The organism is Brevibacterium sp., assembly GCF_031179145.1.
Taxonomy (GTDB): Bacteria; Actinomycetota; Actinomycetes; order Actinomycetales; family Brevibacteriaceae; genus Brevibacterium.
The window spans coordinates 86,929-109,203 of sequence record NZ_JAPSIB010000015.1; the positions used below are offsets into that span (position 1 = coordinate 86,929).

Sequence of the window (22,275 nt, forward strand, 5' to 3'; positions counted from 1 at the left end):
CTGAGACCGTCAGTTCGGCGGATTGCGTGCAGACGCCGACAGTGACGCGTGGACGAGTGCGCTGGTGGCGACCAGCAGACGGTTGTGCAGGGTGACCCCGCGAATCACCTGGAGGCAGATCTGATCCCGGCTCAGCCCAGTGCTCAGTGGTCTGGTGTTGCGGCGGGCGATCTCCGTGAGCGCCTGGGCGTGCCGGACCACCGTGTCCACCCCGACGGGGTAGCCTGCCGCGGTCAGCCCGTCCAGGGCCGCGGCCACGGCGTGGCGGGCGGTGGCCGAAGCATCGGGGAGATCCAGCTTGGTCAGGGCGGTGAGCACATCGTCGTTGAAATCTCGCCGAGGTGGTGCCGCCGAGCCCGCGTCCGCGTCGGAGTCCGTGGCTGAGGCGGTGTCTGGATGGGTGGCGGGGGTGTCGGTGTGCGTGGGGCAACCGCTCCCGGTGAGAAGACCGGGCAGCGAAGTGGTCGCGCGCAGGGCCAGGTTCTGGCACCTGCCCATGAGCTCGATGTCCTCGACATCCTCACCGTCGATCGCCTGAGTCAGTGCTCTGATCTCGTCGATGGAGATGCCCAATTCCCGGCGGAGCCAGGAGATGAGGGCGAGGCGATCGAGATGGGACTCTCCGTAGACGGCGGTGGTCGCGTTCTTCTTCCGCCCCGGTGGCAGGATCCCCGCGTGGATGTAGTACTTGATGCTTGCGGTCGAGACTCCAGACCTCTGCGCCAGAACACTGAGCTTCACGTTCCCCACCTCGCTGGCGCTCGACCGCGCACGTCTCGTGCGAGGCTCGGCGCCTCGGATAGCAGCAGCGGTTGCCCCTATCTACGTTGTGACACTTGGTTAGTGAGACTATCTTAAAGGCATGTCAGCGCTCATCGTCGCCATCCACGCAATCGCCGCCTCGGGGGTGGTGCTCCTCGCCCCGATTCAGATCGCCCGCCGCCGCAAGGACCGCAGGCACAGGATCATCGGGCGCTCCTGGGTCGTGCTCATGTACCTCGTCTGCGTCAGCGGAATGTTCATCTACTCCCTCACCGGGGGTTTCACGATCTTCCACGCCTTGGCGATCTTCACTTTCGGTACCACCACCATCGGTGTCATGGCGATTCGGCGCGGAGACGTCCGCAGGCACATCGGAATGATGGTCGGCTCGTGGGTGGGCGCAGTCTTCGCGGGAGCATTCGCCGCTCTCGTTCCCGGCCGTGACATTCCGATGCTCGCGGTCAACGATCCTGCCACCTTGTGGACCATCGTCGGCGGCACGATCATCGCGATCTCGGGCTGGGTGGTCTGGGTGCTCAGATTCCTGCCGGCAGAGGGGGAGCCTTCGCCCGCGAGACAGCAGGGGGAGCCTACGCCCGTGAACCCTCGAACTCGGGATGCTTCTCGAGGAAACTCATGACGTAGGAGCAGGTGGTGCGGAACTTCATGCCCTCCTCGGCGGTGGTCTCCAAGGCGTATCGGACGAGGTGAGCGGCGAGGCCGCGGCCGCCGAACTCGGGGGAGACCTCGGTGTGGGTGAAGACGCGCACCGAGCCGGCGGCGGCGGAGGAATCGGAGTCGTCGACGCCGGTTGACTGGTCGATGTAGTCGGCGACGCCGATGACAGTGCCGTCGTGGCTCAGGGTGAAGCGTGAGCCGGAGGCATCCTCGGCGATGGTGTAGGTCTCGTCAGAGATCTCGAGGTCCATGGTGCTCCCATCCGGCAAGCGCGCTTGCCGTGCTTTGCGACTGGAACGCTGACCGTTCGTCCTGGTACGTGACACTATAGTTCCGTTCGCCGAGGTGGCACTAGCCTTGGTGCACACGCACATTCAGCCGTTCGTGCACATGTTCATTCAGCCGTCGCCTCGGCGGCTGCAGGAAGGAGTTCTCGTCTCATGACCACCCAGCGCCAGCCCACCCTCGTTGATGCTCATGTGCTGAACCTGCAGGAAGCGGGATTCGCGGTCGCCGAGCTCACCGATGCCGACATCGACGACTACGTCGTGCTCGTGGGGTCGGCCTATCGGGGAGAGGCGTCGAAGCAGGGGTGGACGACGGAGGCCGACCTCCTCGACGGGCAGCGACTCGACGCCGGGATGGCGCGCGAGATGCTGGCCGAGACCGGATCCTCGATCATCCTCGTCCGCTCCCGCGATGGGGAAGCGATGGGCAGCGTCTACGTGCGCCGACCTGTCGACGGGGTCGCATACCTCGGTGTGCTCGCGGTCTCCCCGCACGGGCAGGGACAAGGGGTGGGTTCGGCTCTGCTCAGCATCGCCGAGGCGTGGGTGTCCGAGCGCTGGGGCGCGCATTCCCTGAAGATGACCGTGATCAGCAAGCGCGAGGACCTCATCGCCTACTACGTCCGCCGCGGCTACGAGCTGACCGGAGCGGTGGAGCCGTTTCCGTACGGTGACGACCGTTTCGGGGTGCCGAAGGTCGACGACCTCGAATTCGTCGAGTTGGTCAAGGCGCTGCGATAGGCGGCTCAGGTGCTCAGGAGCTCAGGTTCGCGGCTCAGAACATCATGGCGGGCAGGACGAGGCCGCCGACGAGGACCACGGGCCCGATGACGATCATCGACATGCCGAACTTGACGAGGATGGTGGTCAGGCGCGACTTCGCCTCGGCGGGCGCGGTGGCCACGACAGTGGCGCCGAGCGTCGAGAACGGGGAGACGTCCACGACGGCCGAACACACACCGAGTGCCGCGATGAGGGCCCAGCCCGGCACTCCGCCGGCCGCGATGAGCGGCAGCGCCAGCGGGACGAGGGCGGCGAGGATGCCGGTCGTCGAGGCGAAGGCCGAGACCAGGCCTCCCACGATGCACAGGACGAAGGCGGCGATGAGCGGCGAGCCGATCGCCTTCGCGCCCTCGCCGAGCAGGTCGACGGCTCCCATGGACTGGAGCACGCCGACGAAGGTGATGATGCCGCCCACGAGCAGCACGGTCGACCAGTCGATCTTGGGCAGCGCCGCCTTGCCGGTCTTCGGGTCGACCAGCGCGAGGATCGCGCCGAAGAGGAAGCACAGCAGGCCGATGTCCGGCTCCTGCCCGAGTGCCGCCAACACGACGACCGTGCCGATGAGCGCGCCCATGAGCGCCACGGTGAGGATCTGGACGAACGAGAACGGCGCCGAGGCGGTCGAAGCACCCGAGTTCGAGGAGTCGAAGAGCGCTTCGTCCTCCTCGTCCTCGCCGAAGGCCACCTTCGTCGCCGAGGCGGAGCCCCGCGAGATCCCGGCACTCCGCAGGCCGGCGCCCGAGCCGCCGACGGCACCTGCCGCCGTTTCCCCAGCGCCTGCCTCGGCGCCCACCTCGGCGGAGGTTCTGGCGTTCGCCGCTGACTTCTTCGTGAAGAGGCTGCGGCCGAACATGAAATAGGCGACGACGAGCATGACGAGGTAGACGCCGACGGCGATGCCGAAGAGCAGGAACGGCGACAGATCGATGCCCGCGTCGTGGGCCGTGCTGTAGGTGACGATGCCGTAGAGGCTGGTGGGGGCGAAGCCTCCGGCGCCGATGGCGAAGCAGATGGCGAGCCCCATCAGGGCGTAGTCGACTCCGTACTTGCGGGCGACCTGCATGCCCACGGGCATCATGACCAGGCCCGCGAGGGGAGCGCCCATCGACGCGATGCCGGCGGTGATGAGGAAGAAGACGGCGGGCAGCAGGACCGCCGAGGATCCGACCTTCTCCAGCGCCCAGTCGATGATCCTGTCGACGGTGCCGTTCTCCTGCGCGATGGCGAAGAAGTAGGTGACGCCGGCGAGCAGCACCATGATGGACAGGGGGAACTCGGCGATGATGTCGTCGACGGCCATATCGGTCAGGAGCAGCCCGGTGCCGGCGGCGCCGACGAGCATGAGCACGCCGATGTGCACTCCGCGGATCGCGCCGATGGCGAAGAGGGCGATGAAGATCCCCAAAGCAAGAATCTGTTCGAACATGACTTCCTCGGGTTGTCTGGTTGATCGCTGTGACAGCGCTGAGGTACCGCTGAGGAACATTACCAGCTGAGCGGATTCCCCAGACCCGAACGGGCGGAGCTCAGGTCAGAAGCAGGGCACCACCCAGGCCGACGAGTGCGATGACGAGCGTCGTGAAGCCGGCGAGCCCCGCCGGGCCCGCCCCCATGCTGCGCAGGGAGCGCCACTGGACTCCGCGGCCGAGAGCGAACATCGCCATCGCCAGGCACACAGTCTGCACCCAGCCGAGGCCGGTGACGGCGATGTCGGGCAGCAGCCCGAACGTGCGCAGTCCGGCGAGGAGCAGGAATCCGAGGACGAACACCGGCACGATCGGCGGACGTGTGCCTTCCGTCGCCGAGGTGGTGGATTCGCTTGTGGGGACCTCCCTCGCCGAGGTGGTGGCCGCTGTCTGCGAGACCTCACCGGCCGGCGGCACAGCTGCCCGGGCGCGCACCTCGGCGCGGCGCATCGCGAGGCCGAGGACCGTCACGGTCGGGGCGAGCATGATGACCCGGGAGAGCTTGACGAGGACGGCGACTTCGAGGGCGGTGGGACCGAGGATCCCGCCGATCGCCACGACCTGCGCCACTTCGTGAGTCGCGGCGCCGCCCCACATCCCGGCCGTGGCCTCCGGCAGGCCGAAGGCTGAACTCAGACCCGGGACCAGGGCGATCATCAGGGTGCCGAAGAGCACGACGAGACCGACCGCCGCGGCCACGTCCTCCTTCTTCGACCTCAGCGTCGACTCCACCCCGGCCACCGCGGCGGCGCCGCAGATGCCGAACCCGCAGCCGATGAGCAGCGCCAGACCCGACTCGACCCGGAACAGGCGCGCGCTGGCAAGGCTGACGAGGATTCCGGTCGCCACGACCACAGCGGCGAGCACGAGGACCTGCCAGCCGAGGTCGAGGATGTCACCCAGCAGCACCTGCGCCCCGAGAGCCGCGATGCCCACCCGCAGCAGCGGTTTGGCCGCGAAGTCGAGGCCGGGAAGGAAGCATTCGGGCAGGTGGGGCACGACGTTTCCGACGACGACGCCGAGGACGATCGCGACCAGGAGAGGGGAGAGGACGGGCACGAAGCCCGAGGCCGCCGCGGCGACGACGGTGGCCGCCGCCGCGAGGCCAAGGCCCGGCAGGAGCCGGAGGGGATGCGCTCGGAGTGCATGGACTCCGCGGGGATGCTGCATGCCTTCAGTCTGGACCGTGACGCGATTCGCCGGTAGACGTCAGTTCCGCAGCAACCCATATGAGCCTGATATGACAGGATAGGGGTGTGCATGACATGCGGAGAATGCAGGAATGGCCCGAACTGCAGGCCCTCGGACTGCTCGTGGCGTTGAACTCGAACGCGCAGTCGATCGGCCAGGCGGCAGCCGAGGTCGGCCTGGCGCAGCCCAATGCCTCCCGCAGTCTGCGCAATCTCGAACGCGACCTCAAGGTCCCCCTGCTCAAGCGCTCCCCCCGTGGTTCCGAGCTCACCTTCGAAGGCAGGGCCGTCGCCGGCTGGGCCGCCGAGGTGATCGAGGCCTACTCCAATCTCAACGCCGGCGCCCGTGCCATCCAGGACGCCCGAGCCGGAACGGTCCGCATCCGCGCCTCATTGACGGTGGCCGAATACCTGCTGCCCGCGCACCTCGTGACACTGCACGCCCAGCGCCCGGACATCGAGGTCGGACTCACCGTGGAGAATTCGGCCGCTGTCATCGCCGCAGTCCTTGAGCGCCGGTGCGACTTCGGGCTGGTCGAATCGCTGACCCTGCCCGAAGGGCTCCGCGCCGAGGTGATCGGCCGCGACAGACTGCTCATCGCCGCAGCCCCGCACTTCGCCGGAGCATGGACCGAGCCGATCGCTGCGGCCGAACTCGCGGAAGTTCCCCTGCTCGTCCGCGAGCTCGGATCGGGGACGAGAGAAGTCATCGACGCCGCGCTCGTCGAGGTCGGCGGTCCCCGGATCGCAGGGGAGTATGGATCGAACTCGGCACTGAAGATCGCTGCGTCCACCGCGGTGGCTCCGATCGTGCTCTCCGAGCTGGCGCTGCGCGATGAGATCCGGGCAGGGCGGCTGGTGGCCCTGCCGGTCGGTCCCGAAGTCCGACTCGGCCGGGTGCTGCATGCCCTGTGGTCACCGGAGCGGCGGCTGACGCCGGGAGCGCGGACGCTGCTCGAACACATCGTCAGCGCCGGAAGCTGAGATCGCATCGCGAAGCGCAGAACCGGGGTCTATATTGTCCCCATGACTTCGCGTGAACCCTCCTACGCTCCCGAAACCGTGCTCGTCGACGCCGCTCGCCCCGACCGCAGTCAGGGTGCGGCGGTGAATCCGCCCATCGTGCTGTCCTCGACATTCATCGGCAGCGGCGACATCGGCGACGCGAAGTACGCCTACGGACGGTTCGGGACCCCGTCCTGGGAACCGTTCGAAGAGGCGCTGGCCGAACTCGAGCACGCGAAGCTGCCCGGCCTCGTCTACGGCTCCGGGCTGGCTGCGATCGCCTCGGTGCTCAGCCTCATCCCGCGCGGAGGAACCCTGCTGATGCCGCGCCACAGCTATCAGGGTTCCCTCCAGGCCGCCGAGGAGCTTGCCGAGCGCTGCGAATTCGCTCTCGTCACCGTCGACATCGACGACACCGACTCGGTCATCGCCGCCCTCGATGAGGTGCGCAGCACTCCGGCCGCCGCGCGCTCGAAAGCCGCGGATGCCCCGGACCTGGCGGCCGCCTCGGCGGGCAGTGCAGATGACTCCACCACCGCCTCGGCGATGCTGTGGATCGAATCCCCGACCAACCCGATGCTCGAGGTCGCCGACGTGCCCGGCCTCCTGTCTGCCGCGCGGGAGCGGGGGATCCTCGGCGTCGTCGACAACACCTTCGCCACTCCGCTGCTGCAGACCCCGCTCGACCACGGGGCCGACATCGTCGTCCACTCGGTGACGAAGTACCTGGCCGGGCACTCCGACGTCGTCCTCGGCGCCGCAGTGACCAGCGATGAGAACCTCCATGCGCGGCTGCTTGCCGATCGCGCGATCCGCGGCGCGATCGCCGGCCCCTTCGAGGTGTGGCTGGCTCTGCGCGGCCTGCGCACCCTGTCGGTGCGGATGGACCGCGCGCAGTCCAACGCCGCGGAGATCGCGGCGCGTCTGAACGCGCACCCCGACGTGGCCGAGGTCCGCTACCCGGGACTGGCCGACGACCCCGGCCATGCGCGCGCCGCCGAGCAGATGAACGGCTTCGGGGCGATCGTCGCCTTCTGCGTCGACGATGCGCAGAAGGCGACCGCCATCGCCGAGGCGGTGGACCTGTGGACGCCCGCGACCTCCCTGGGCGGGGTGGAGTCCCTCATCGAGCGCAGACGTCGGCACGCCTCGGAGCCGGAATCGGTCCCCGAGGGGCTGCTGCGGTTGAGCGTGGGCATCGAGCATGTCGACGACCTGTGGAATGACCTCAAGGCCGCCATCGAGGGTTGAAATCGGGACCGAGCGCGGCTGGGGCCGCAGGGAGCGGCAGGAGCGGCTGAGATCATCGGGCTGAGATCGGCGGGCTGAGGCCGGCGGGCTGAGATCGGCGGGCTGAGATCGGCGGGCTGAGGCCACGGGAGAAGTCGTCGAAACGATGTGACCCAGATCAACTTATCGTGCGTTAAGGTGGAAATCGTCCCGCCTGAGCGTTCACGAAGGAGTCGCATTGACGTCCAGCATTCTCACCGACCTGCGCGATGGGATCCTCACCGTCACCATCAACCGGCCCGAGACCCTCAACTCCCTGACGGCCGAAGCCTTTCGCGCCATCGGAGAGGCTGTCGCCGAGGCGGCAGCATCGGCCCGCGCCGTGATCCTCACCGGCAACGACCGCGCGTTCAGCTCGGGCGCTGACCTGCTCGAATCCACGAAGGGCCTGGACCTCTCCGAGGCCAATGGGATCATCCGCTCCCTCATCGACCTGCCGGTCCCGACCGTCGCCGCTGTCTCCGGACCGGCCGCGGGCATCGGGTGTTCGCTGGCGCTCGCGTGTGACTGCGTCGTGATGAGCGAGCAGTCGTATCTCATGCTCGCCTTCGCGAAGATCGGCCTCATGCCCGACGGCGGGGCCACAGCCCTGGTGGCCGCCTCGGCGGGTCGGCATCGGGCGATGCAGATGGCGCTGACCGCACAGAAGGTATGGGCCGCGCAGGCGCTCGAGTGGGGACTGGCCAGCGAAGTCGTCGCCCCCGGCGAGCAGCTGAACCGAGCCCGCGAGGTCGCCGAAGCCTTCGTCCAGGGTGCGCCCTTGGGCCTGGCCCGAACCAAGCACGCGATCAACGAGGCGACCCTGACGTGCCTGGGCGAGGCCTTCTCCCGTGAGGTCGAGGGCCAGAACGCGCTGCGCAGCACCAAGGACTTCGACGAGGGCGTCGCCGCCTTCACCGAGAAGCGCACGCCGAGCTTCACCGGCGAATAGCCCTGGCCAGGCCGTGCGCGTCGCCGACCCCGGCAGCGTGCGCTGCAATCCGATCGCTCCCGAAACCTCCACCTGAAACCGCGAGTCACGTCAGCAGAACGCCACCTGAACCTACCACCCGAAACTGCGAGTCACTAGGAGTTCCCATGCTCACCGGAATCCCCTCCACCCTCGGAGACAGCTACCAGCTCAACACCACCTCGTTGATCCGACATGCGGCCACGGTCTTCGGCGAATCCGAAGTCGTCTATCGCCGCTCCGACGGCTCCTGGGGCCGATCGAATTACGCTGACGAATTCCGGCGCATGGCTCAGCTCGCGCACGGGCTGACCGAACTCGGCATCGGGGCCGGCTCGATGGTCGGCGTCCTCGACTGGAATTCGCGCCGCCATTTCGAGCTCTACTTCGCCGTGCCCGGCCTGGCCGCGACGATGCTCCAGCTCAACCTGCGCCTGGCACCCGAGGACCTCGCCTACGTCGTCAGCCACTCGAAGTCCGACTGGATCGCCGTCGACGAGACCCTGCTGCCCGTCGCCGAGGCGCTCGCCCCGAAGCTCGACGTCAAGGGCTGGATCGTCATGACCGACAAACCGACCGGTGAGATCGAGACGAGCCTGGACAACGTCGTCTTCTACGAGGACCTCATCGCCGACAAGCCCGAGACCTACGACTGGCCCGTCGTCGATGAGAAGACCGCCGCCTACGCGGGCTACACGACAGGCACGACTGGCCGGCCGAAAGGCGTCTACTACTCGCACCGGTCGATCTACCTCCACACGATGGGCGGACTGGCGGCGCTGAACGCGACCTTCGAAGACTGCGTCATGCCCATCACCCCGATGTTCCACGTCCTGTCCTGGGGCTTCCCGCAGAACGCGGTCGCCGCGGGCGCCAGGCTCGTCTTGCCCGGCAAATTCGCAGCCGAGGAGTTCGCTGCCATCGGCCAGGCCTTCATCACGGAGAAGGTCACCCTGGCCAATGGTGCGCCGGCGATCTTCGCCCCGATGCTCGAGATGATGAAGAAGATGCCGCAGCCGCCGGACCTGCGCGGCGTCCGTCTGGTCTCCGGTTCCTCGGAGCCGCCGCTGTCGATGATGCGCGGCTTCAAGGAGATCACCGGCGCCGAGGTGATCCACGGCTACGGGGCCACGGAAACGACCCCGCTGGCGACGACGAACTGGCGGATCAAGCCCGATCTGGACCTCAGCGAGGAGGAGCGCTGGGACTTCAAACGGTTCCAGGGTCTGCCGATCATCGGCGTCGAGATCAAGGTCGTCGACCCCACCGGGGCGGAGCTGCCCCGCGACGGCAGGTCGATGGGCGAGGTCGTCATGCGCGGGCCCTGGATCACCGAGTCCTACTTCCAGCAGCCGGACAACGCCGACCGGTTCCTCGACGGCTGGTGGCGCTCGGGCGACGTCGGCGTCATCTACCCCAACGGCTACCTCAAGCTCACCGACCGGCTCAAGGACGTCATCAAGTCCGGCGGCGAGTGGATCTCCTCGATCGACATGGAGAACGCGATCCTCGACAGCCCGAAGGTCAGGGAGGCCGCCGTCATCGGCGTTCCCGACGAGAAGTGGCAGGAACGCCCCGTCGCCTACGTCGTGCCCGATGACGGCGCCAAGGTGACCCGTGAGGACATCATCGAGGTGCTCGGTGAGCGCTTCGCCAAGTGGCAGCTGCCCGACGAGGTTATCGTCACCGACGAACTGCCGCGCACCTCGGTGGGCAAGCTCGACAAGAAGCTGCTGCGCCAGAACTGGGAGTCCGAGGCCTGACCCGGCAGGGCATGAAGAGTTGTGTGATGTTCGTCCCGATTCGGGCGACTGAAACCGAACGAACGTCACGCAGGTTGCGGTGGAGCCGAACCACCGTCACCCATGATGGCTGCCTGTGGGGAGGATTCGCGGCTGCAGGCCGAGGTGCGCGCGGATCGACTGTTCGATGAGGACCAGATCAGATCGTCGGGTCACCTCGATCACTGTCCATCCTTCAGCCTGCAGCGCATTTCGTCTGTTGAGGTCCTCATCCCATTGATCTGGAGACACCCGGTGGTGATCTCCGTGATACTCGATGGCAAGCCTGTGCTCGGGATAGCCGAGGTCCGGGTGGTAGATGCGGTTGGTGAGCGAACAGTGCACTCCCGGATGGATGACTGGTTCGGGAAGGCCGACCCTTCTCAGCCACAGACGCAGGAAGGTTTCCATCGGGGAATCGACGTTCTCGCGTACGAGGTCGAGCGCCTCGGCGATGCTCCTTCGGTGGCGCAGGTATGGGCGATCGATGCGAGTTCGAAGGTCGCCGAGGCTGCACAACGGCCCGCTTCTCCAGCGCCCGACGATGGCATCGCCGAGTTTGACGAGATCGTCCGGCTTCAGAACCGGAGCCAGGTGGACGAACACATCGGCAGCGGAGACCACGTTCAATCCGTACCACTCGACGGGAGTGATCGCATTCAATCGCGAGAGCTTGATCGTCGGCTGTCGAGTCTGCCTGGATCTCACCGTTATGGCGAGCTCGACGACGATCCTGCCATTGAATATCTGAGCCTGCTGCAGATTGCGAGGAAGCGGCAGCCCGAAGATCCGCGCGGCAGTCAACCCGCTGCCTGACGAATCGGCCAAGAGCGCTATCGCCGCTGAGAGGCTGATTGCTTCGTCCACCCAGCGGTCGTTCGCCCAGCCGGGAATCACTCGTCTTCGAAGCGTCTGGTGATCGAGCCACACTCCATGGTGAAGCTTCGAGTACCTGGCATTGTGCATCAGCGCATGGTTGGAAATTCCGGCGAGGGCTCGGTTTCGGCGTCGAAACCAGACGGGGATGTCTCGCTCGGCATCCGGTTCTCTGTAGGTCATGGTCACACTGTTCACAACCACCGCGTATCTGTGAAGACCTGACCTGTCCCTGTGGAAACTTCTCTCGGATCCACAGCCTGGAGCACATCAGTGCCGCGCAGCCCGAAGGCGTGCAACCCAGGTTGGCTCCGGTACGAGAATTCTGCCCAGATTGCCTGATCACCCCGGGGTGACTGTTGGCAACGGAGCGCTGATTGGCGGTGGTGTCGTTTCAGGCGCCGTGCCGGGACTGTCGGGCGGACGCGTTTCGCCGGTGTTCGTCCACAGCTCGGAACGCATCAGTGAGTATTCAGCAACGGTGACGCGTCTGTTTTTGATCAATGACGCGGAATCGTGTGGAGAAAGTGCCGTTTCTGACGTGCGAAACGGTGTGATCGTCACACAAGTTGCCAGGATGGATCCCTCGCCGGAGGTGGGACCCGTCGGCGCCGGTGGTGGGACAGCGCCCCAGCGACTCTACGAACCTCAGGGGTGGTGGAGCACGTACGTGCCGCCCTTGAGGCAGGTGTCGAGGACCCAGCCGTCGGCGATCAGCGCGGTCAGCGAGTCGCGCAGGGCGAGTCGCCATCGCCCGGCGAGTGCCGCATCCTGTCCGCGCAGGGTTTCGATGTCCGAGGGGATGTCGAGGGAGACTGCGGTGGCCTCCTTCGGCACTTCGCAGACCAGGGGTTCACCATGAGTGTCGGCGCGCAGGCATTCGAAGGCGCCGTCGGCGGTGGCAGGTGAGATCCCGCCGGGCTGGTCGAGCCGCCAGGACACGAGCATCCGGTCGCTGGCCTGACCGGAGTTCACCCCGTCGCGCATCTGACCGTAGAAGTCCTCGAGGTAGTCGATCATCCGCACGCCCAGCCGTTGGAAGTTGAAGTAGGCGTTGCGGGCGACGAGAGGGTCGAAAGTCCAGGTCATCTCGGTCAGGCCGAGGTTGAGGCACCACAGGCGCTGGTGGAGCTTCATCGCCGATCCCGCGCCCCGGCCGATGTTCTGGTGACGGACCCCGGCGATGTGCGAATGCATGACGGTGCCCAGCGGTTGACCGAAGAACCCGATCGTGACTCCGATCATGACATCCGGTTCGTCGAGGCTGTAGGCGGCGGAGACGTAGTTGCCCGCATGGGCGAAGGCGATGATGAGGCTCGGCTCGAACACGTTCGTGCCGGTGGCGTCGACGTTCCAGACTTCGTCGAGGAGCAGCGAGGCCTCCGCCGCCTCGGCAGCCGTATGGATCTCGCGCACTTCGATCCCGGCGGTCTCGGCCGCGGCCGCGTACTCGTCCTCGGCGAGGGCGATGATCTCCGAGTCGACTGTCCTCAGTCCTTCGAGCGGGTTCATGTACGACATTGTGCCACTTAAATCCCCGGTCACACCCCTGCCGAGGCCAAATCTTCACCCCTGCCGCAGGCGGGCCTGCCGGTATAGCCTGAAGCCATGAGCCTCACTGTCGCTGTCATCGGAGCCGGAACCATCGGACGGTCGTTCGCGTGGCTGTTCGCCCGCTCCGGTCATTCCGTGCGGGTCCACGATCCCCGCAGTGACCTCGCCGAGGTGGTCGCCGCGCTCCAGGCCGACGTCAGCGCCGATGCCGCCGCCGAGGAGCTGTCCGCCGACCGGATCGGAGCCGTCGAACTCGCCGAGACTCTCGAGGACGCAGTCGCCGGGGCCCGCTTCATCCAGGAATCGGGGCCCGAGGACCCGGAGGCGAAGATCGAGCTCTTCTCCCGCCTCGCGGAGTGCGCCCCGGACGATGCCATCCTCGCGACCTCCTCGTCGACGATCCCCGCTTCGACGATCGCGGCCGAACTGCCGCCCGCCGCGGCGCGGCGGGTCATCGTGGGTCACCCTTTCAATCCACCGCACCTGATGCCCCTCGTCGAGGTCGTGCCCTCCCCGCAAACCGACCCCGCAGTCACCTCGGCGACGGTCGAGTTCTACCGCAGCTGCGGCCGGAGCCCGGTGGTCCTCGGCAAGGAGGTGCGCGGCTTCGTCGGGAACCGTCTCCAGAACGCGCTGATGAAGGAGGCGATCTCCCTCGTCGAGAACAAAGTGGTCACCGCGAGTGAGCTCGACGAGGTGCTGAAGAACTCCCTCGGCCTGCGGTGGTCCGCGGTCGGGCTGTTCGAGGGAATGCACCTCGGCGGGGGAGAGGCAGGCATCCGCGGGTTCATGGATCACATCGGCCGGGCATTCGCCGCCATCGAGCCCCTTCCCAGCGCCACCGGGCAGTGTGCCAAGGGGCAGAGTGCCCCTGGGCAGAGCGCCACCGGGCAGAGTGCCACCGAGCATGGCCGCCCGGGACGGCGCGAGGCCGAGCGGATGGAGGAGGTCTTCGCTCAGGTCGAACAGGCCTATGGGCGACGTCCGAGCTCGGGTGCCGCCGAGGCGCGGGATCGGATCCAGCGCGCCGTGCTGCAGGCCCGCAGCCAGGCCGACTGAGGCTGTGACCCCGAGCGCTGTCCGAGGTCGAGCGATCGCCTGACCTTTCGAGTGGCATCGTCCCCGGCTGAGGCAACGGAAACCCTGGTGACCCGGGGTCCACGCCCCTAGGGTGATGGGTCCAGCAACCGTGCGAGAAGGAGGTCGGCATGACTCGAACAGCAGTGGTCACCGGGGGCGGCGCGAGGAATCGGGAGGGCCACCGCGGTGGCATTTGCGAAGGCGGGGTATCAGGTCGCGGGGGTCGACATCGCCGGCCGCGCCAGCTCCGCTCTCGACTATGAGCCCGCCACCCGAGAGGATCTGGAGCGGACGGGGACTCTGGTGGAGAACGCGGGCGCCAACTGGCTGCCGATCGTCGCCGACCAGCGGGACAAACCGGCGCTCGAGGACGGATTCCACACGATCGTCGAGGAATTCGGCGGCACCGATGTGGTCTTCGCCAACGCCGGCATCCAGGGATTCGCCTCGCTGCTGGAGATGAGCGACGATCTCTGGCAGGACCAGATCGACATCAACCTCACCGGCACCGCGAACGTGCTCAGGGTCGCGGCCGGGCACCTCGTCGACCGCGGGGGAGGGAGGATCATCATCACCTCCTCGACGCAGGGCCAGCACGGCACGCTCCATGGCAGCGCCTACTCCGCCTCGAAATGGGGTCTGATCGGGTTGATGAAGTCGGCAGCGCTCGACCTCGGGCAGCACGAGATCACGGTCAACGCCCTGATCCCCGGTCTCATCGACACTGCCCTGACCCGGCATGAGAGCCGCTATGCGCAGCTGATCCGCAACAGCGGCGGCGAACCCACCGGCGATCCCGACCAGGACGAGAAGACGGCGGCCGAGGGCAAGAGCACGACGGTGCCGCTGGGAGTTCCGTGGATCGACCCGGAGGATGTGGCACCGCTGGCGGTGTTCCTCGCCTCGGAGGAGGCGCGCATGGTCACCGGGACCAGCTTCGCCGTCACCGGAGGCGACAGCGCGAACGTCACCGCCTGACAGCCCCGCAGACGAAGCCGCAGACGAAGAACCGGCCGGGAGTGCAAGAGCACTTCCGGCCGGTTCTCGGTGTCCGTGAGTCAGCGGGCGTACACCCGCGAGCTCATGAACTGATCAGCAGATCAGGCGCGAGTCCGGTTCTTCGTGATGAGTCCCCAGATGAACGCGAAGACGATCGCTCCGATGACTGCGACGAAGAACGAACCCCAATCCCATGGGTCACTGAACGTTGCCCCGATTCCCTTGCCTCCGAAGAGACCGAAGAGCAGACCACCCACGAATGCGCCGATGACGCCGAGGATGATCGTGGCGATCCAGCCACCTCCCTGTTCTCCAGGAAGGATGAGCTTGGCCAATGCTCCAGCGAGGAGTCCTACAACGATCCAACCAATGATGACCATGATGTTGCTCCTTTCTCTGTTCTCCGGCAGCGACCGGGGCTGATGAGAAGGACCAATCCTCGGGCGAGGATGATCTGTTCCCAGAATAAACCCCTTCGTGGGCCAGTGAGCAAGCAATTTCGCTTGCTCTTGCCCGTCGCCGCCTCGCTGACCGACCAAACGCTACCATTTGGCCAGGGGACTTGCCTTTTGGGGCAGCTTGGCCCCGGTGCCTCACTCCGGTCCGCGGAGAACAGTCAGACGGCTCCGCGGTAGAAGTAGGTGGTCCTCTCGGCGATCAGGCCATCGACGTCGAAGAGGAAGAAGTCGGCGAATCCGACGGTCACCTCGGCGCCGCTCTTCAGCCGGCCCTTGAACACTCCGCGGGCGGCGGCACGGTCGCCTTCGATGAGGATCTCGTTGAGAGTATGGGCGCCGGATTCGATGACGCGCTCACCGTGGTAGAACTCGGTGATCTGCTCGCCGACCATCGGCGGATATCCCGGGCGGTCGTAGCGCGAGCCAGGGGCGAACAGCGCCGAGGTGGCGCCCGGGTCCCCGGCGTCGACGGTCGAGTAATAACGCTGGACAAGCTCTGTCACGCTGGGCATGCCACTACCGTAACAGCGATGGCTGCTCCCGGATCAGATCGTCGCAGGTCAGAGAAGGGGGAATTGCCGCCGAGGTGGAAGGGCCATAGCGTGGACCGTGAGCAGTGCCGCGCCGGTGAGCGTGGGACGCGACCGACCGGAGCGGTGCTCGACGAATCGGATGAGCAGACACTCGTCCACCCCGACCAGGAGAAGAGGCCAGAGATGACAACGCTCTACCGTGTGACCGACCCGGCGACCGGCGAGGTCAAAGAGGAATTCCCGACCGCCACTGATGCCGACATTCTCACCGCCCTCGACCGCTCGGCAGCGACCTTCACCGACTGGAGCCGGACACCGGTGGCCGAGCGCACCGCCGTGCTCACCCGCGTCGCCCAGATCTACTCCGAGCGCGCCGAGGAGCTGGCCGCGGTGATCCGCACCGAGATGGGCAAGGCGGCCCCCGAGGGCAAGGGCGAGGTGGCGCTGTGCTCGCGGATCTATCAGTACTTCGCCGACAACGCCGAGGCGTTCCTCGCCGATGAGCCTCTGCGCGGACCCAAGGACGGCACCGCCTGGATCCGGCGCAAGCCCGTCGGCTCGATCCTCGGGATCATGCCGTGGAACTTCCCGTACTACCAGGTCGCCCGGTTCGCCGCCCCCAACCTCGCGCTCGGCAACACGATCCTGCTCAAGCATGCTCCGCAGTGCCCGCGCTCGGCACAGATCATGGAGGACATCTTCCTCGAGGCAGGGCTTCCCGAAGGCGCTTACATCAACATCTACGCCAGCAACGAGCAGGTCGCCGACATCATCCTGCCCGACCCCCGCAACCACGGGGTGTCGCTGACGGGCTCGGAGCGGGCAGGTGCGGCGGTCGCCGCGGAGGCGGGGAAGAACCTCAAGAAGGTGGTCCTCGAACTCGGAGGGTCGGATCCCTACATTCTCCTCGACACGGAGGACGTGGCTAAGAGTGCGAAGACGTTCTTCGCCACGCGCATGGGCAACACGGGTCAGGCCTGCAACTCGCCCAAGCGGATGATCGTCATGGACGACGTCTACGACGACTTCCTGTCCTCCATCACCGAGGCGGCCAAGTCGCTGACCCCGGCAGACCCCCGTGCCGAGGACTCCAAGCTCAGCCCCCTGTCCTCGACGGCGGCCGCCGAGCGTTTCATCGAGCAGGTCAATGACACGGTCAGCGAGGGTGCGACCCTCCTTGCCGGCGGGAAGAGGTATGACGGGGACGGTGCCTTCGTCGAACCCGTCGTCCTCGCCGACGTGGAGAAGGGGATGCGCGGCTACTACGAGGAGCTGTTCGGTCCCGCCGTCATCGTCTACCGGGCGAGCAGCGAGGAGGAGGCCATCGAGCTGGCCAATGACACCCCGTTCGGACTCGGCGCCGCCGTGTTCTCCACCGACTCCGAACGGGCCGAACGCGTCGCCGATCAGATCGAGGCCGGCATGGTCTTCATCAACACTCCGGAAGGCTCCCGGGAGTACCTGCCCTTCGGCGGAGTCAAGCGCTCCGGCGTCGGCCGGGAGCTCGGACCGCTGGCGATGGACGAATTCGTCAACAAGCAGATGGTGTTCAAGAAGAACGCCTGACCCGGCGAAGTGACTCTGGTTAGACTGAACGAACACTCAGAAAACTCTCAGTCGGAGGTTCGTCATGTCGTCAGAGAAGTCGACCGCAACCGAGATCAACGCCGCCGCCTCACAAGGCTTCATGCGGCCATTCAACCGAGTCCTCGAGCGTTGGATCCCCTCAGCGCTCACCTTCGCCATCGTCCTCACCCTCATCGTGGCGATCCTCGCGTTCATCCTCACCGGCTCCACCCCGGTCGAGGTCGTCACCGGCTGGGGCGAGGGCCTGGCCGGGCTGCTCGAATTCATGACGCAGATGGCACTGATCCTGCTGTTCGGGCACATGCTCGCCAACACAGGTCCGGTCCGCATGCTGCTGACCGCGCTGGCCAGGGTTCCCGGCAGCGCCACGTTCGCCTACGTGTTCGTCTTCGTCGTCGCGGCCCTCGCCAGTCTCATCACCTGGGGACTCGGCCTCGTCGTCGGCGCCCTCCTGGCCAGGGAGATCGCCGTGCAGGCACGGGAGCGGGGCATCAAGGTCCACTTCCCCCTGCTCGTCGCCGCCGGCTACTCCGGTTTCGTCGTCTGGCACATGGGCTATTCGGGGTCCGGCCCGCTGACCGCGGCCACACCCGACTCCTTCCTCTCCGAATCCCTCGGTGGGCAGACGATCCCCGTCAGCGAGACGATCTTCTCCGCCTGGAACCTGCTCGGCATCCTCGGCGTCATCGTCGTCTGCGCCGTTCTGTTCTTCCTCGTCGCACCGAAGAAGGACGCCCCGGTCTATGAGCTGCCGCAGCAGGTGGGATCGGAATCGTTCGGCGAAACCACCGACGAGGTGGTCACTCCCGCCGATCGGATCGATGCCTCCCGGATCCTCACCCTGATCATCGGTCTGGCGCTCGCCGTCTACCTCATCATCCACTTCGCTCAGGGTGGGGGATTGACCCTCGACATCGTCAACTGGTCATTCCTGGCGCTGATCTTCCTGCTGGTCAAGAACCCCTTCGAGCTCATCCGCCTGACGAAGTCAGCCGCCTCGAACGTCGGCGAGATCCTCCTCCAGTTCCCTCTCTACGCCGGCATCCTCGGAATGATGAGCGGCACCGGCCTCATCGTCGTGTTCTCCGACGCGATCGTCTCGATCGCGAATCCGACGACCTTCGGGGTGCTCGCTCTGCTGTCGGCCGGTCTCGTCAACTTCTTCGTGCCCTCCGGCGGCGGTCAGTTCGCCGTCCAGGGGCCGATCATGCTGGATGCGGCCAACCAGCTCGGCGTCGACCCCTCGATCGCGATCATGGCCGTGGCCTACGGCGACCAGTGGACGAACATGCTCCAGCCCTTCTGGGCGCTGCCGGTCCTCGCCATCGCAGGGCTGAAGATGCGCGACATCCTCGGCTACACCTCGGTGACGTTCTTCGGCTCGGGCGTGGTCATGGCCGCCGTCCTGCTCATCGTCTCCCTCTGAGCCTCATCCTCGCCGAGGTGGGCGTGGGGGTCTTCGTCCCGCGGAGGCGACTGCGCGATTCCCTGGGAGCGGATCAGTTCGACGATCTCGTCCTCGGACACCGGCCTTCCCCACGCATCCCAGCCCACGTGGATCTGGCGGTTCCCGGCGTCGGTGAGGACCTGGTCGGAGTGGGTGTGACCGTGGAGCAGGATCTCGCCGACGTCCCGGAGCCTCCACTGCTCGAACCGATCCTCGAAGGTGTGATCGCCTGCGTAGGGGAAGTGGGAGAGGACCACCGGGATCCGGTTGTGATCCGATTCGCGCAGCGTCACGCGCGCGGCCATCGTGGCATAGGAGATACCTGCCTCGAGGAGTTCGGTGTGGGCGGGCACGGACTTGCTTCCGAACAGAGGGTGCGCTCGGTCGTGGTTGCCGAGGACGAGCCGGATGTCGCCGTTGAGCCGCGCGATGAGGTGGGCGATCGCCGAGGGGCGCTGGAGGGTGAGGTCGCCGAGGTGCCAGACCGTGTCCTCGGGCCTCACGGAGGCGTTCCACGCCTCGATGATCGACTCGTCGTGCCGGGCGAGGTCGTCCTCGGTGACTTGGTCCTTGGTCGTGTCCTCAGGCACGAAGCCGCGCAGGATGACCATGAGTCGGTGGTGGAGGTGGGTGTCCGAGGTGAAGTATGTCGTCGGCATGGGGCCAGGGTACCCCTGCCGACATTGTCCATCGGGAGGTGCCCCTGCTGACGCTGTCCGCCAGGGGTGCCCCTGCTGACGCTGTCCGCCAGGGGCGCTGCGTGCGACGCCAGGGGCGCTTCGTTCGACGGCGGTCCTCCGCGTCCGCACCTCGCGCTACCGTTGCAGGGTGGAGAAGATTCAGAGGGACCGGAAACCCGACGACCATGAACTCGCGTCGACGGAGCAACTCGACCCGGCGGAGCAGCTCGACCCGGCGGAGCAGCTCGAGTCTGCGGAAAGCGCGCCGACGCACGGTGGAGTGGTCATCGGTGCGGACGGCCTTGCCCGCTCACCGTGGGCGTACGGTGACCCGCTGCTGCTGCAGTACTACGACACCGAGTGGGGTCTGCCCGTCACCGACGAGGCCGGGGTGTTCGAGCGGTTGAGTCTCGAAGGGTTCCAAGCCGGCTTGTCGTGGGTGACGATCCTGCGCAAACGCGAGCGATTCCGCGAAGTGTTCAAGGGCTTCGACCCCGAGGCGGTCGCCGGCTTCGACGACGCCGACGTCGACCGGCTGCTCCTGGACGCGGGGATCATCCGCCACCGGGGCAAGATCGAAGCCTGCGTCGGCAACGCGAGGGCGACGATCGCCATGCGGGCAGAGGGCGGTCTCTCCGATTTCATCTGGAGCTTTCAGCCCGAGTCGACGCCGCGTCCGCTGTCGGTCGACGAGGTGCCGACGACTGCGCCGGAATCCGTGGCGCTGTCGAAGGCCCTGAAGAAGCGCGGCTTCCGCTTCGTCGGACCGACCACCATGTATGCCCTGATGGAGGCGATCGGTATGGTGGATACGCACCTCGTCGGTTCGCATCGCCGCGGTGCCTCGGGCATCTGGCCGGACTGAAAGGACCTCATGAACGACATCCATGTGAGCGCGCTCGTGCTTCTCCACCCTCAGCGTCCGGAACTGCTCATGGTCCGCAAGGCGAACACGACGTCGTTCATGCTCCCGGGCGGGAAGCCCGAGCCGGGAGAGGACGCGGCGGCGACGATTGCCCGAGAGGTCGATGAAGAGCTCGGCCTCGTGCTCGACCCGGCGAGCCTCAAGCTGCTCGGCACCTTCACGGCCGACGCCGCGAACGAAGTCGACCACCGTGTCGTCGGCACTGTGTTCCACTACGAGGGGCTGCCCGAGGGCCTCGATGTGGACCGCATCAGCCATCGCGCGGAGATCGACGAAGCCGCATGGTTCCCCTATGACCCGATGCCCGAGGACTCCGTCGAACGGCAGTTCGCACCGCTGACCCGTGACGAAGTCGTGCCCTCGATGCTCGCCGCGGGCCTTCTGGCCCGAGTCTGACCCGCGCGTGGGTCTTCTGACCCACGTCTGACTCGCGCGCGACGAGAGCTGTTGGCTCTGCGCCTGAGGGTTTCGACGCTGCGGGCACTCGATGCGGTCAGCTATTCTGCTGCCTCGAGTAGGCGATGACGGCGCGGTAAAGATCGAGTGTGCCGCAATGGGCGCCCTTGGCCAGAGACCGCATCAGCCGCCGGTAGGTGGAGTATTCGAGGTGGGCAAGGTTCGAGGTGTCGACGAGGGCGAATTCGTGGAGGACTCCGACAGCTCGGGCATCCATGATCGCGAACTTCTTGGGGTTGAACACGGCGAGCAGAGTGCTGCCCAGAGGCATGCCGACCCCGGGCAGCACCCGGAGGAAGGGCACCCGCAGGTGATTCGGAGTGTCCTCATCGAGGGCTACCGCGGTGACGTATTCGATGTCGTCGGAATCGAGTGACTCGAGCGTGGGAAGAACGGCAACGGCTTTCCACTCGGCGACTCTGAGGAAAGCTCCGCGCTTGTAGTATTCGCGCCTGACGACCTTGGGTCCGATCGTTTCGAACAGGTGCGATTCGAGATCCGTGACGGCATAGAGAGGCTCGAACCGACGCACGAACTCTGCGTCGATGACACCACTCGCCGTCAGGTCGGGAGTCTGGGTCGACGTCATTGTTCAGCCACCGAACCGGGGTTCGGGGATCCCGGTGACACCCAGCCCGGAGACAGCGAAGACGGATCCCCGCAGCTGCCCGTCCTCCGGCTTGCCCGGCTGCGGCGGCCGGCCCATCGAGGTGACGAAGAGCGTGTCGAGGTTCGGCCCGCCGAAGGACAGGCTCGTCACTTTGCGCACCGGCATCTCGACAATCCGGTCGAGCTCACCTTCGGGGGTGAACCGGGCGACCTTGCCGCCGAAGACGATCGACTTCCAGATGCAGCCCTCCGAGTCGACGGTCGCTCCGTCAGGTGCGCCGCCCAGGCTCTCATCGATGCTCACGAGGGTTCTCCGCGAGGAGATCTCGCCGGTCGTGGTGTCGTAGTCATAGGCCCAGATCTCACCAGTGGGAGAGTCGGACAGGTAGAAGGTCGCCCCGTCGGGACTGAAACAGGGGCCGTTCGGGGTGGTCAATCCCCGCTCGAGCTGATTCAGCCGGCCCTGCGGATCGTAGGAGTAGAGGTTTCCTGTCGTCTCCTTCTCCGCATCGTCCATCGTCCCGAAGACGAATCGTCCCTGCCGGTCGACCTTGCCGTCGTTGAGGCGATTGCCGGGGGATTCGGGCTCAGGATCGACGAGGAGCTCCTTCTCACCGCTCTCCCTGTCGATGCGGTGAAGTCCGGTCTTCAGCGAGGCGATGAACGCGGAGCCGTCGGCGCTCAGCGCAATGGAACCCACCTTCTCGCCGACCTCCCAGGTCCGCAGGTCGGAACCCGCCGCGGTGGAGCTGAAGATTCGCCCCTGGGCGATGTCGAGCCAATGGAGTCGCTCGGACTCCGCGTCCCAGAGTGGGCCCTCGCCCAACACGGGCTTCACATCGGCCACTACGTCAATTCGTGGTGTCATTCGCGCTCGCTC

General features: G+C 66.6%; 22 protein-coding genes and 1 pseudogene. 13 read left to right on the plus strand and 10 right to left on the minus strand.

The window, feature by feature from the left end; translation table 11 throughout:
- Positions 1-9: 9 nt before the first annotated feature.
- Positions 10-741, minus strand: coding sequence for a MerR family transcriptional regulator (locus tag RIT73_RS11980; RefSeq protein WP_309132308.1), 732 nt, complete (start codon positions 739-741; stop codon positions 10-12).
- A gap of 121 nt (positions 742-862) precedes the next feature.
- Here RIT73_RS11980 and RIT73_RS11985 point away from each other — a divergent pair, with 121 nt between their 5' ends.
- Entirely contained in the window at positions 863-1,402 is a 540-nt protein-coding gene (locus tag RIT73_RS11985) for a DUF2306 domain-containing protein (RefSeq protein WP_309132309.1), read from the plus strand.
- Here the strand turns inward: RIT73_RS11985 and RIT73_RS11990 are convergent.
- Positions 1,353-1,691, minus strand: a complete 339-nt coding sequence (locus RIT73_RS11990; RefSeq protein ID WP_309132310.1) for a GNAT family N-acetyltransferase — start codon at positions 1,689-1,691, stop codon at positions 1,353-1,355. The genes RIT73_RS11985 and RIT73_RS11990 overlap by 50 nt on opposite strands.
- Before the next feature lie 189 nt (positions 1,692-1,880).
- On the opposite strand from RIT73_RS11990, the gene RIT73_RS11995 reads away from it, so the two are divergent.
- Positions 1,881-2,468: a GNAT family N-acetyltransferase gene (locus RIT73_RS11995; RefSeq protein ID WP_309132311.1), complete on the plus strand. Its 588-nt coding sequence runs from the start codon at positions 1,881-1,883 to the stop codon at positions 2,466-2,468.
- A 34-nt stretch (positions 2,469-2,502) separates the two neighbouring features.
- Here RIT73_RS11995 and RIT73_RS12000 read toward each other — a convergent pair whose 3' ends face one another.
- Both RIT73_RS12000 and RIT73_RS12005 read right to left on the minus strand, forming a co-directional pair.
- Positions 2,503-3,936, minus strand: a complete 1,434-nt coding sequence (locus RIT73_RS12000) for an SLC13 family permease (protein ID WP_309132312.1) — start codon at positions 3,934-3,936, stop codon at positions 2,503-2,505.
- A gap of 100 nt (positions 3,937-4,036) precedes the next feature.
- A complete protein-coding gene (locus RIT73_RS12005) occupies positions 4,037-5,146 on the minus strand; it encodes a putative sulfate exporter family transporter (RefSeq protein WP_309132313.1) in 1,110 nt (369 codons plus the stop codon).
- A 104-nt stretch (positions 5,147-5,250) separates the two neighbouring features.
- On the opposite strand from RIT73_RS12005, the gene RIT73_RS12010 reads away from it, so the two are divergent.
- From RIT73_RS12010 to RIT73_RS12030, 5 genes are all read left to right on the plus strand, one after another.
- Complete coding sequence (locus RIT73_RS12010; RefSeq protein ID WP_309132314.1) at positions 5,251-6,150, plus strand: LysR family transcriptional regulator; 900 nt, start codon at positions 5,251-5,253, stop codon at positions 6,148-6,150.
- A gap of 42 nt (positions 6,151-6,192) precedes the next feature.
- On the plus strand, positions 6,193-7,422 hold the full coding sequence (locus RIT73_RS12015) for a PLP-dependent aspartate aminotransferase family protein (protein WP_309132315.1): 1,230 nt from the start codon (positions 6,193-6,195) through the stop codon (positions 7,420-7,422).
- A 217-nt stretch (positions 7,423-7,639) separates the two neighbouring features.
- Positions 7,640-8,392, plus strand: a complete 753-nt coding sequence (locus RIT73_RS12020; RefSeq protein WP_309132316.1) for an enoyl-CoA hydratase-related protein — start codon at positions 7,640-7,642, stop codon at positions 8,390-8,392.
- A 146-nt stretch (positions 8,393-8,538) separates the two neighbouring features.
- Positions 8,539-10,173, plus strand: coding sequence for a long-chain-fatty-acid--CoA ligase (locus RIT73_RS12025; RefSeq protein WP_309132317.1), 1,635 nt, complete (start codon positions 8,539-8,541; stop codon positions 10,171-10,173).
- 102 nt (positions 10,174-10,275) lie between these two features.
- Positions 10,276-11,007, plus strand: a complete 732-nt coding sequence (locus tag RIT73_RS12030; protein ID WP_309132318.1) for a hypothetical protein — start codon at positions 10,276-10,278, stop codon at positions 11,005-11,007.
- A gap of 708 nt (positions 11,008-11,715) precedes the next feature.
- Here RIT73_RS12030 and RIT73_RS12035 read toward each other — a convergent pair.
- Positions 11,716-12,579 carry a hypothetical protein gene (locus tag RIT73_RS12035; protein WP_309132319.1) on the minus strand — a complete coding sequence of 288 codons (864 nt, stop codon included), beginning with the start codon at positions 12,577-12,579 and terminating at the stop codon, positions 11,716-11,718.
- Positions 12,580-12,675: 96 nt separating this feature from the next.
- Here RIT73_RS12035 and RIT73_RS12040 point away from each other — a divergent pair, with 96 nt between their 5' ends.
- Both RIT73_RS12040 and RIT73_RS12045 read left to right on the plus strand, forming a co-directional pair.
- Positions 12,676-13,680 carry a 3-hydroxyacyl-CoA dehydrogenase NAD-binding domain-containing protein gene (locus RIT73_RS12040; RefSeq protein ID WP_309132320.1) on the plus strand — a complete coding sequence of 335 codons (1,005 nt, stop codon included), beginning with the start codon at positions 12,676-12,678 and terminating at the stop codon, positions 13,678-13,680.
- 186 nt (positions 13,681-13,866) lie between these two features.
- Positions 13,867-14,679, plus strand: a pseudogene (locus tag RIT73_RS12045) (SDR family NAD(P)-dependent oxidoreductase); the annotation flags it as partial.
- Between the two features lie 122 nt (positions 14,680-14,801).
- On the opposite strand, the gene RIT73_RS12050 reads toward RIT73_RS12045, so the two are convergent.
- On the minus strand, positions 14,802-15,080 hold the full coding sequence (locus RIT73_RS12050) for a GlsB/YeaQ/YmgE family stress response membrane protein (protein ID WP_113903674.1): 279 nt from the start codon (positions 15,078-15,080) through the stop codon (positions 14,802-14,804).
- 236 nt (positions 15,081-15,316) lie between these two features.
- Positions 15,317-15,670 (minus strand): nuclear transport factor 2 family protein, encoded by a 354-nt coding sequence (locus RIT73_RS12055; protein ID WP_309132321.1) that lies wholly within the window; start codon positions 15,668-15,670, stop codon positions 15,317-15,319.
- 204 nt (positions 15,671-15,874) lie between these two features.
- On the opposite strand from RIT73_RS12055, the gene RIT73_RS12060 reads away from it, so the two are divergent.
- Positions 15,875-17,257 (plus strand): NAD-dependent succinate-semialdehyde dehydrogenase, encoded by a 1,383-nt coding sequence (locus RIT73_RS12060; RefSeq protein WP_309132336.1) that lies wholly within the window; start codon positions 15,875-15,877, stop codon positions 17,255-17,257.
- A gap of 64 nt (positions 17,258-17,321) precedes the next feature.
- Entirely contained in the window at positions 17,322-18,704 is a 1,383-nt protein-coding gene (locus RIT73_RS12065) for a TIGR00366 family protein (RefSeq protein WP_309132322.1), read from the plus strand.
- Here the strand turns inward: RIT73_RS12065 and RIT73_RS12070 are convergent.
- Positions 18,635-19,384, minus strand: coding sequence for a metallophosphoesterase (locus RIT73_RS12070; RefSeq protein ID WP_309132323.1), 750 nt, complete (start codon positions 19,382-19,384; stop codon positions 18,635-18,637). The genes RIT73_RS12065 and RIT73_RS12070 overlap by 70 nt on opposite strands.
- A 301-nt stretch (positions 19,385-19,685) precedes the next feature.
- On the opposite strand from RIT73_RS12070, the gene RIT73_RS12075 reads away from it, so the two are divergent.
- The gene (locus tag RIT73_RS12075; protein WP_309132337.1) at positions 19,686-20,270 is read left to right on the plus strand and encodes a DNA-3-methyladenine glycosylase I; all 585 of its coding nucleotides are present in this window, start codon (positions 19,686-19,688) and stop codon (positions 20,268-20,270) included.
- Positions 20,271-20,279: 9 nt separating this feature from the next.
- The gene (locus RIT73_RS12080) at positions 20,280-20,726 is read left to right on the plus strand and encodes an NUDIX domain-containing protein (protein WP_309132324.1); all 447 of its coding nucleotides are present in this window, start codon (positions 20,280-20,282) and stop codon (positions 20,724-20,726) included.
- Positions 20,727-20,823: 97 nt separating this feature from the next.
- Here the strand turns inward: RIT73_RS12080 and RIT73_RS12085 are convergent, their stop codons facing one another.
- Both RIT73_RS12085 and RIT73_RS12090 read right to left on the minus strand, forming a co-directional pair.
- Positions 20,824-21,375 (minus strand): hypothetical protein, encoded by a 552-nt coding sequence (locus RIT73_RS12085; protein WP_309132325.1) that lies wholly within the window; start codon positions 21,373-21,375, stop codon positions 20,824-20,826.
- Positions 21,376-21,378: 3 nt separating this feature from the next.
- A complete protein-coding gene (locus tag RIT73_RS12090; RefSeq protein WP_309132326.1) occupies positions 21,379-22,263 on the minus strand; it encodes an SMP-30/gluconolactonase/LRE family protein in 885 nt (294 codons plus the stop codon).
- Positions 22,264-22,275: the final 12 nt, after the last annotated feature.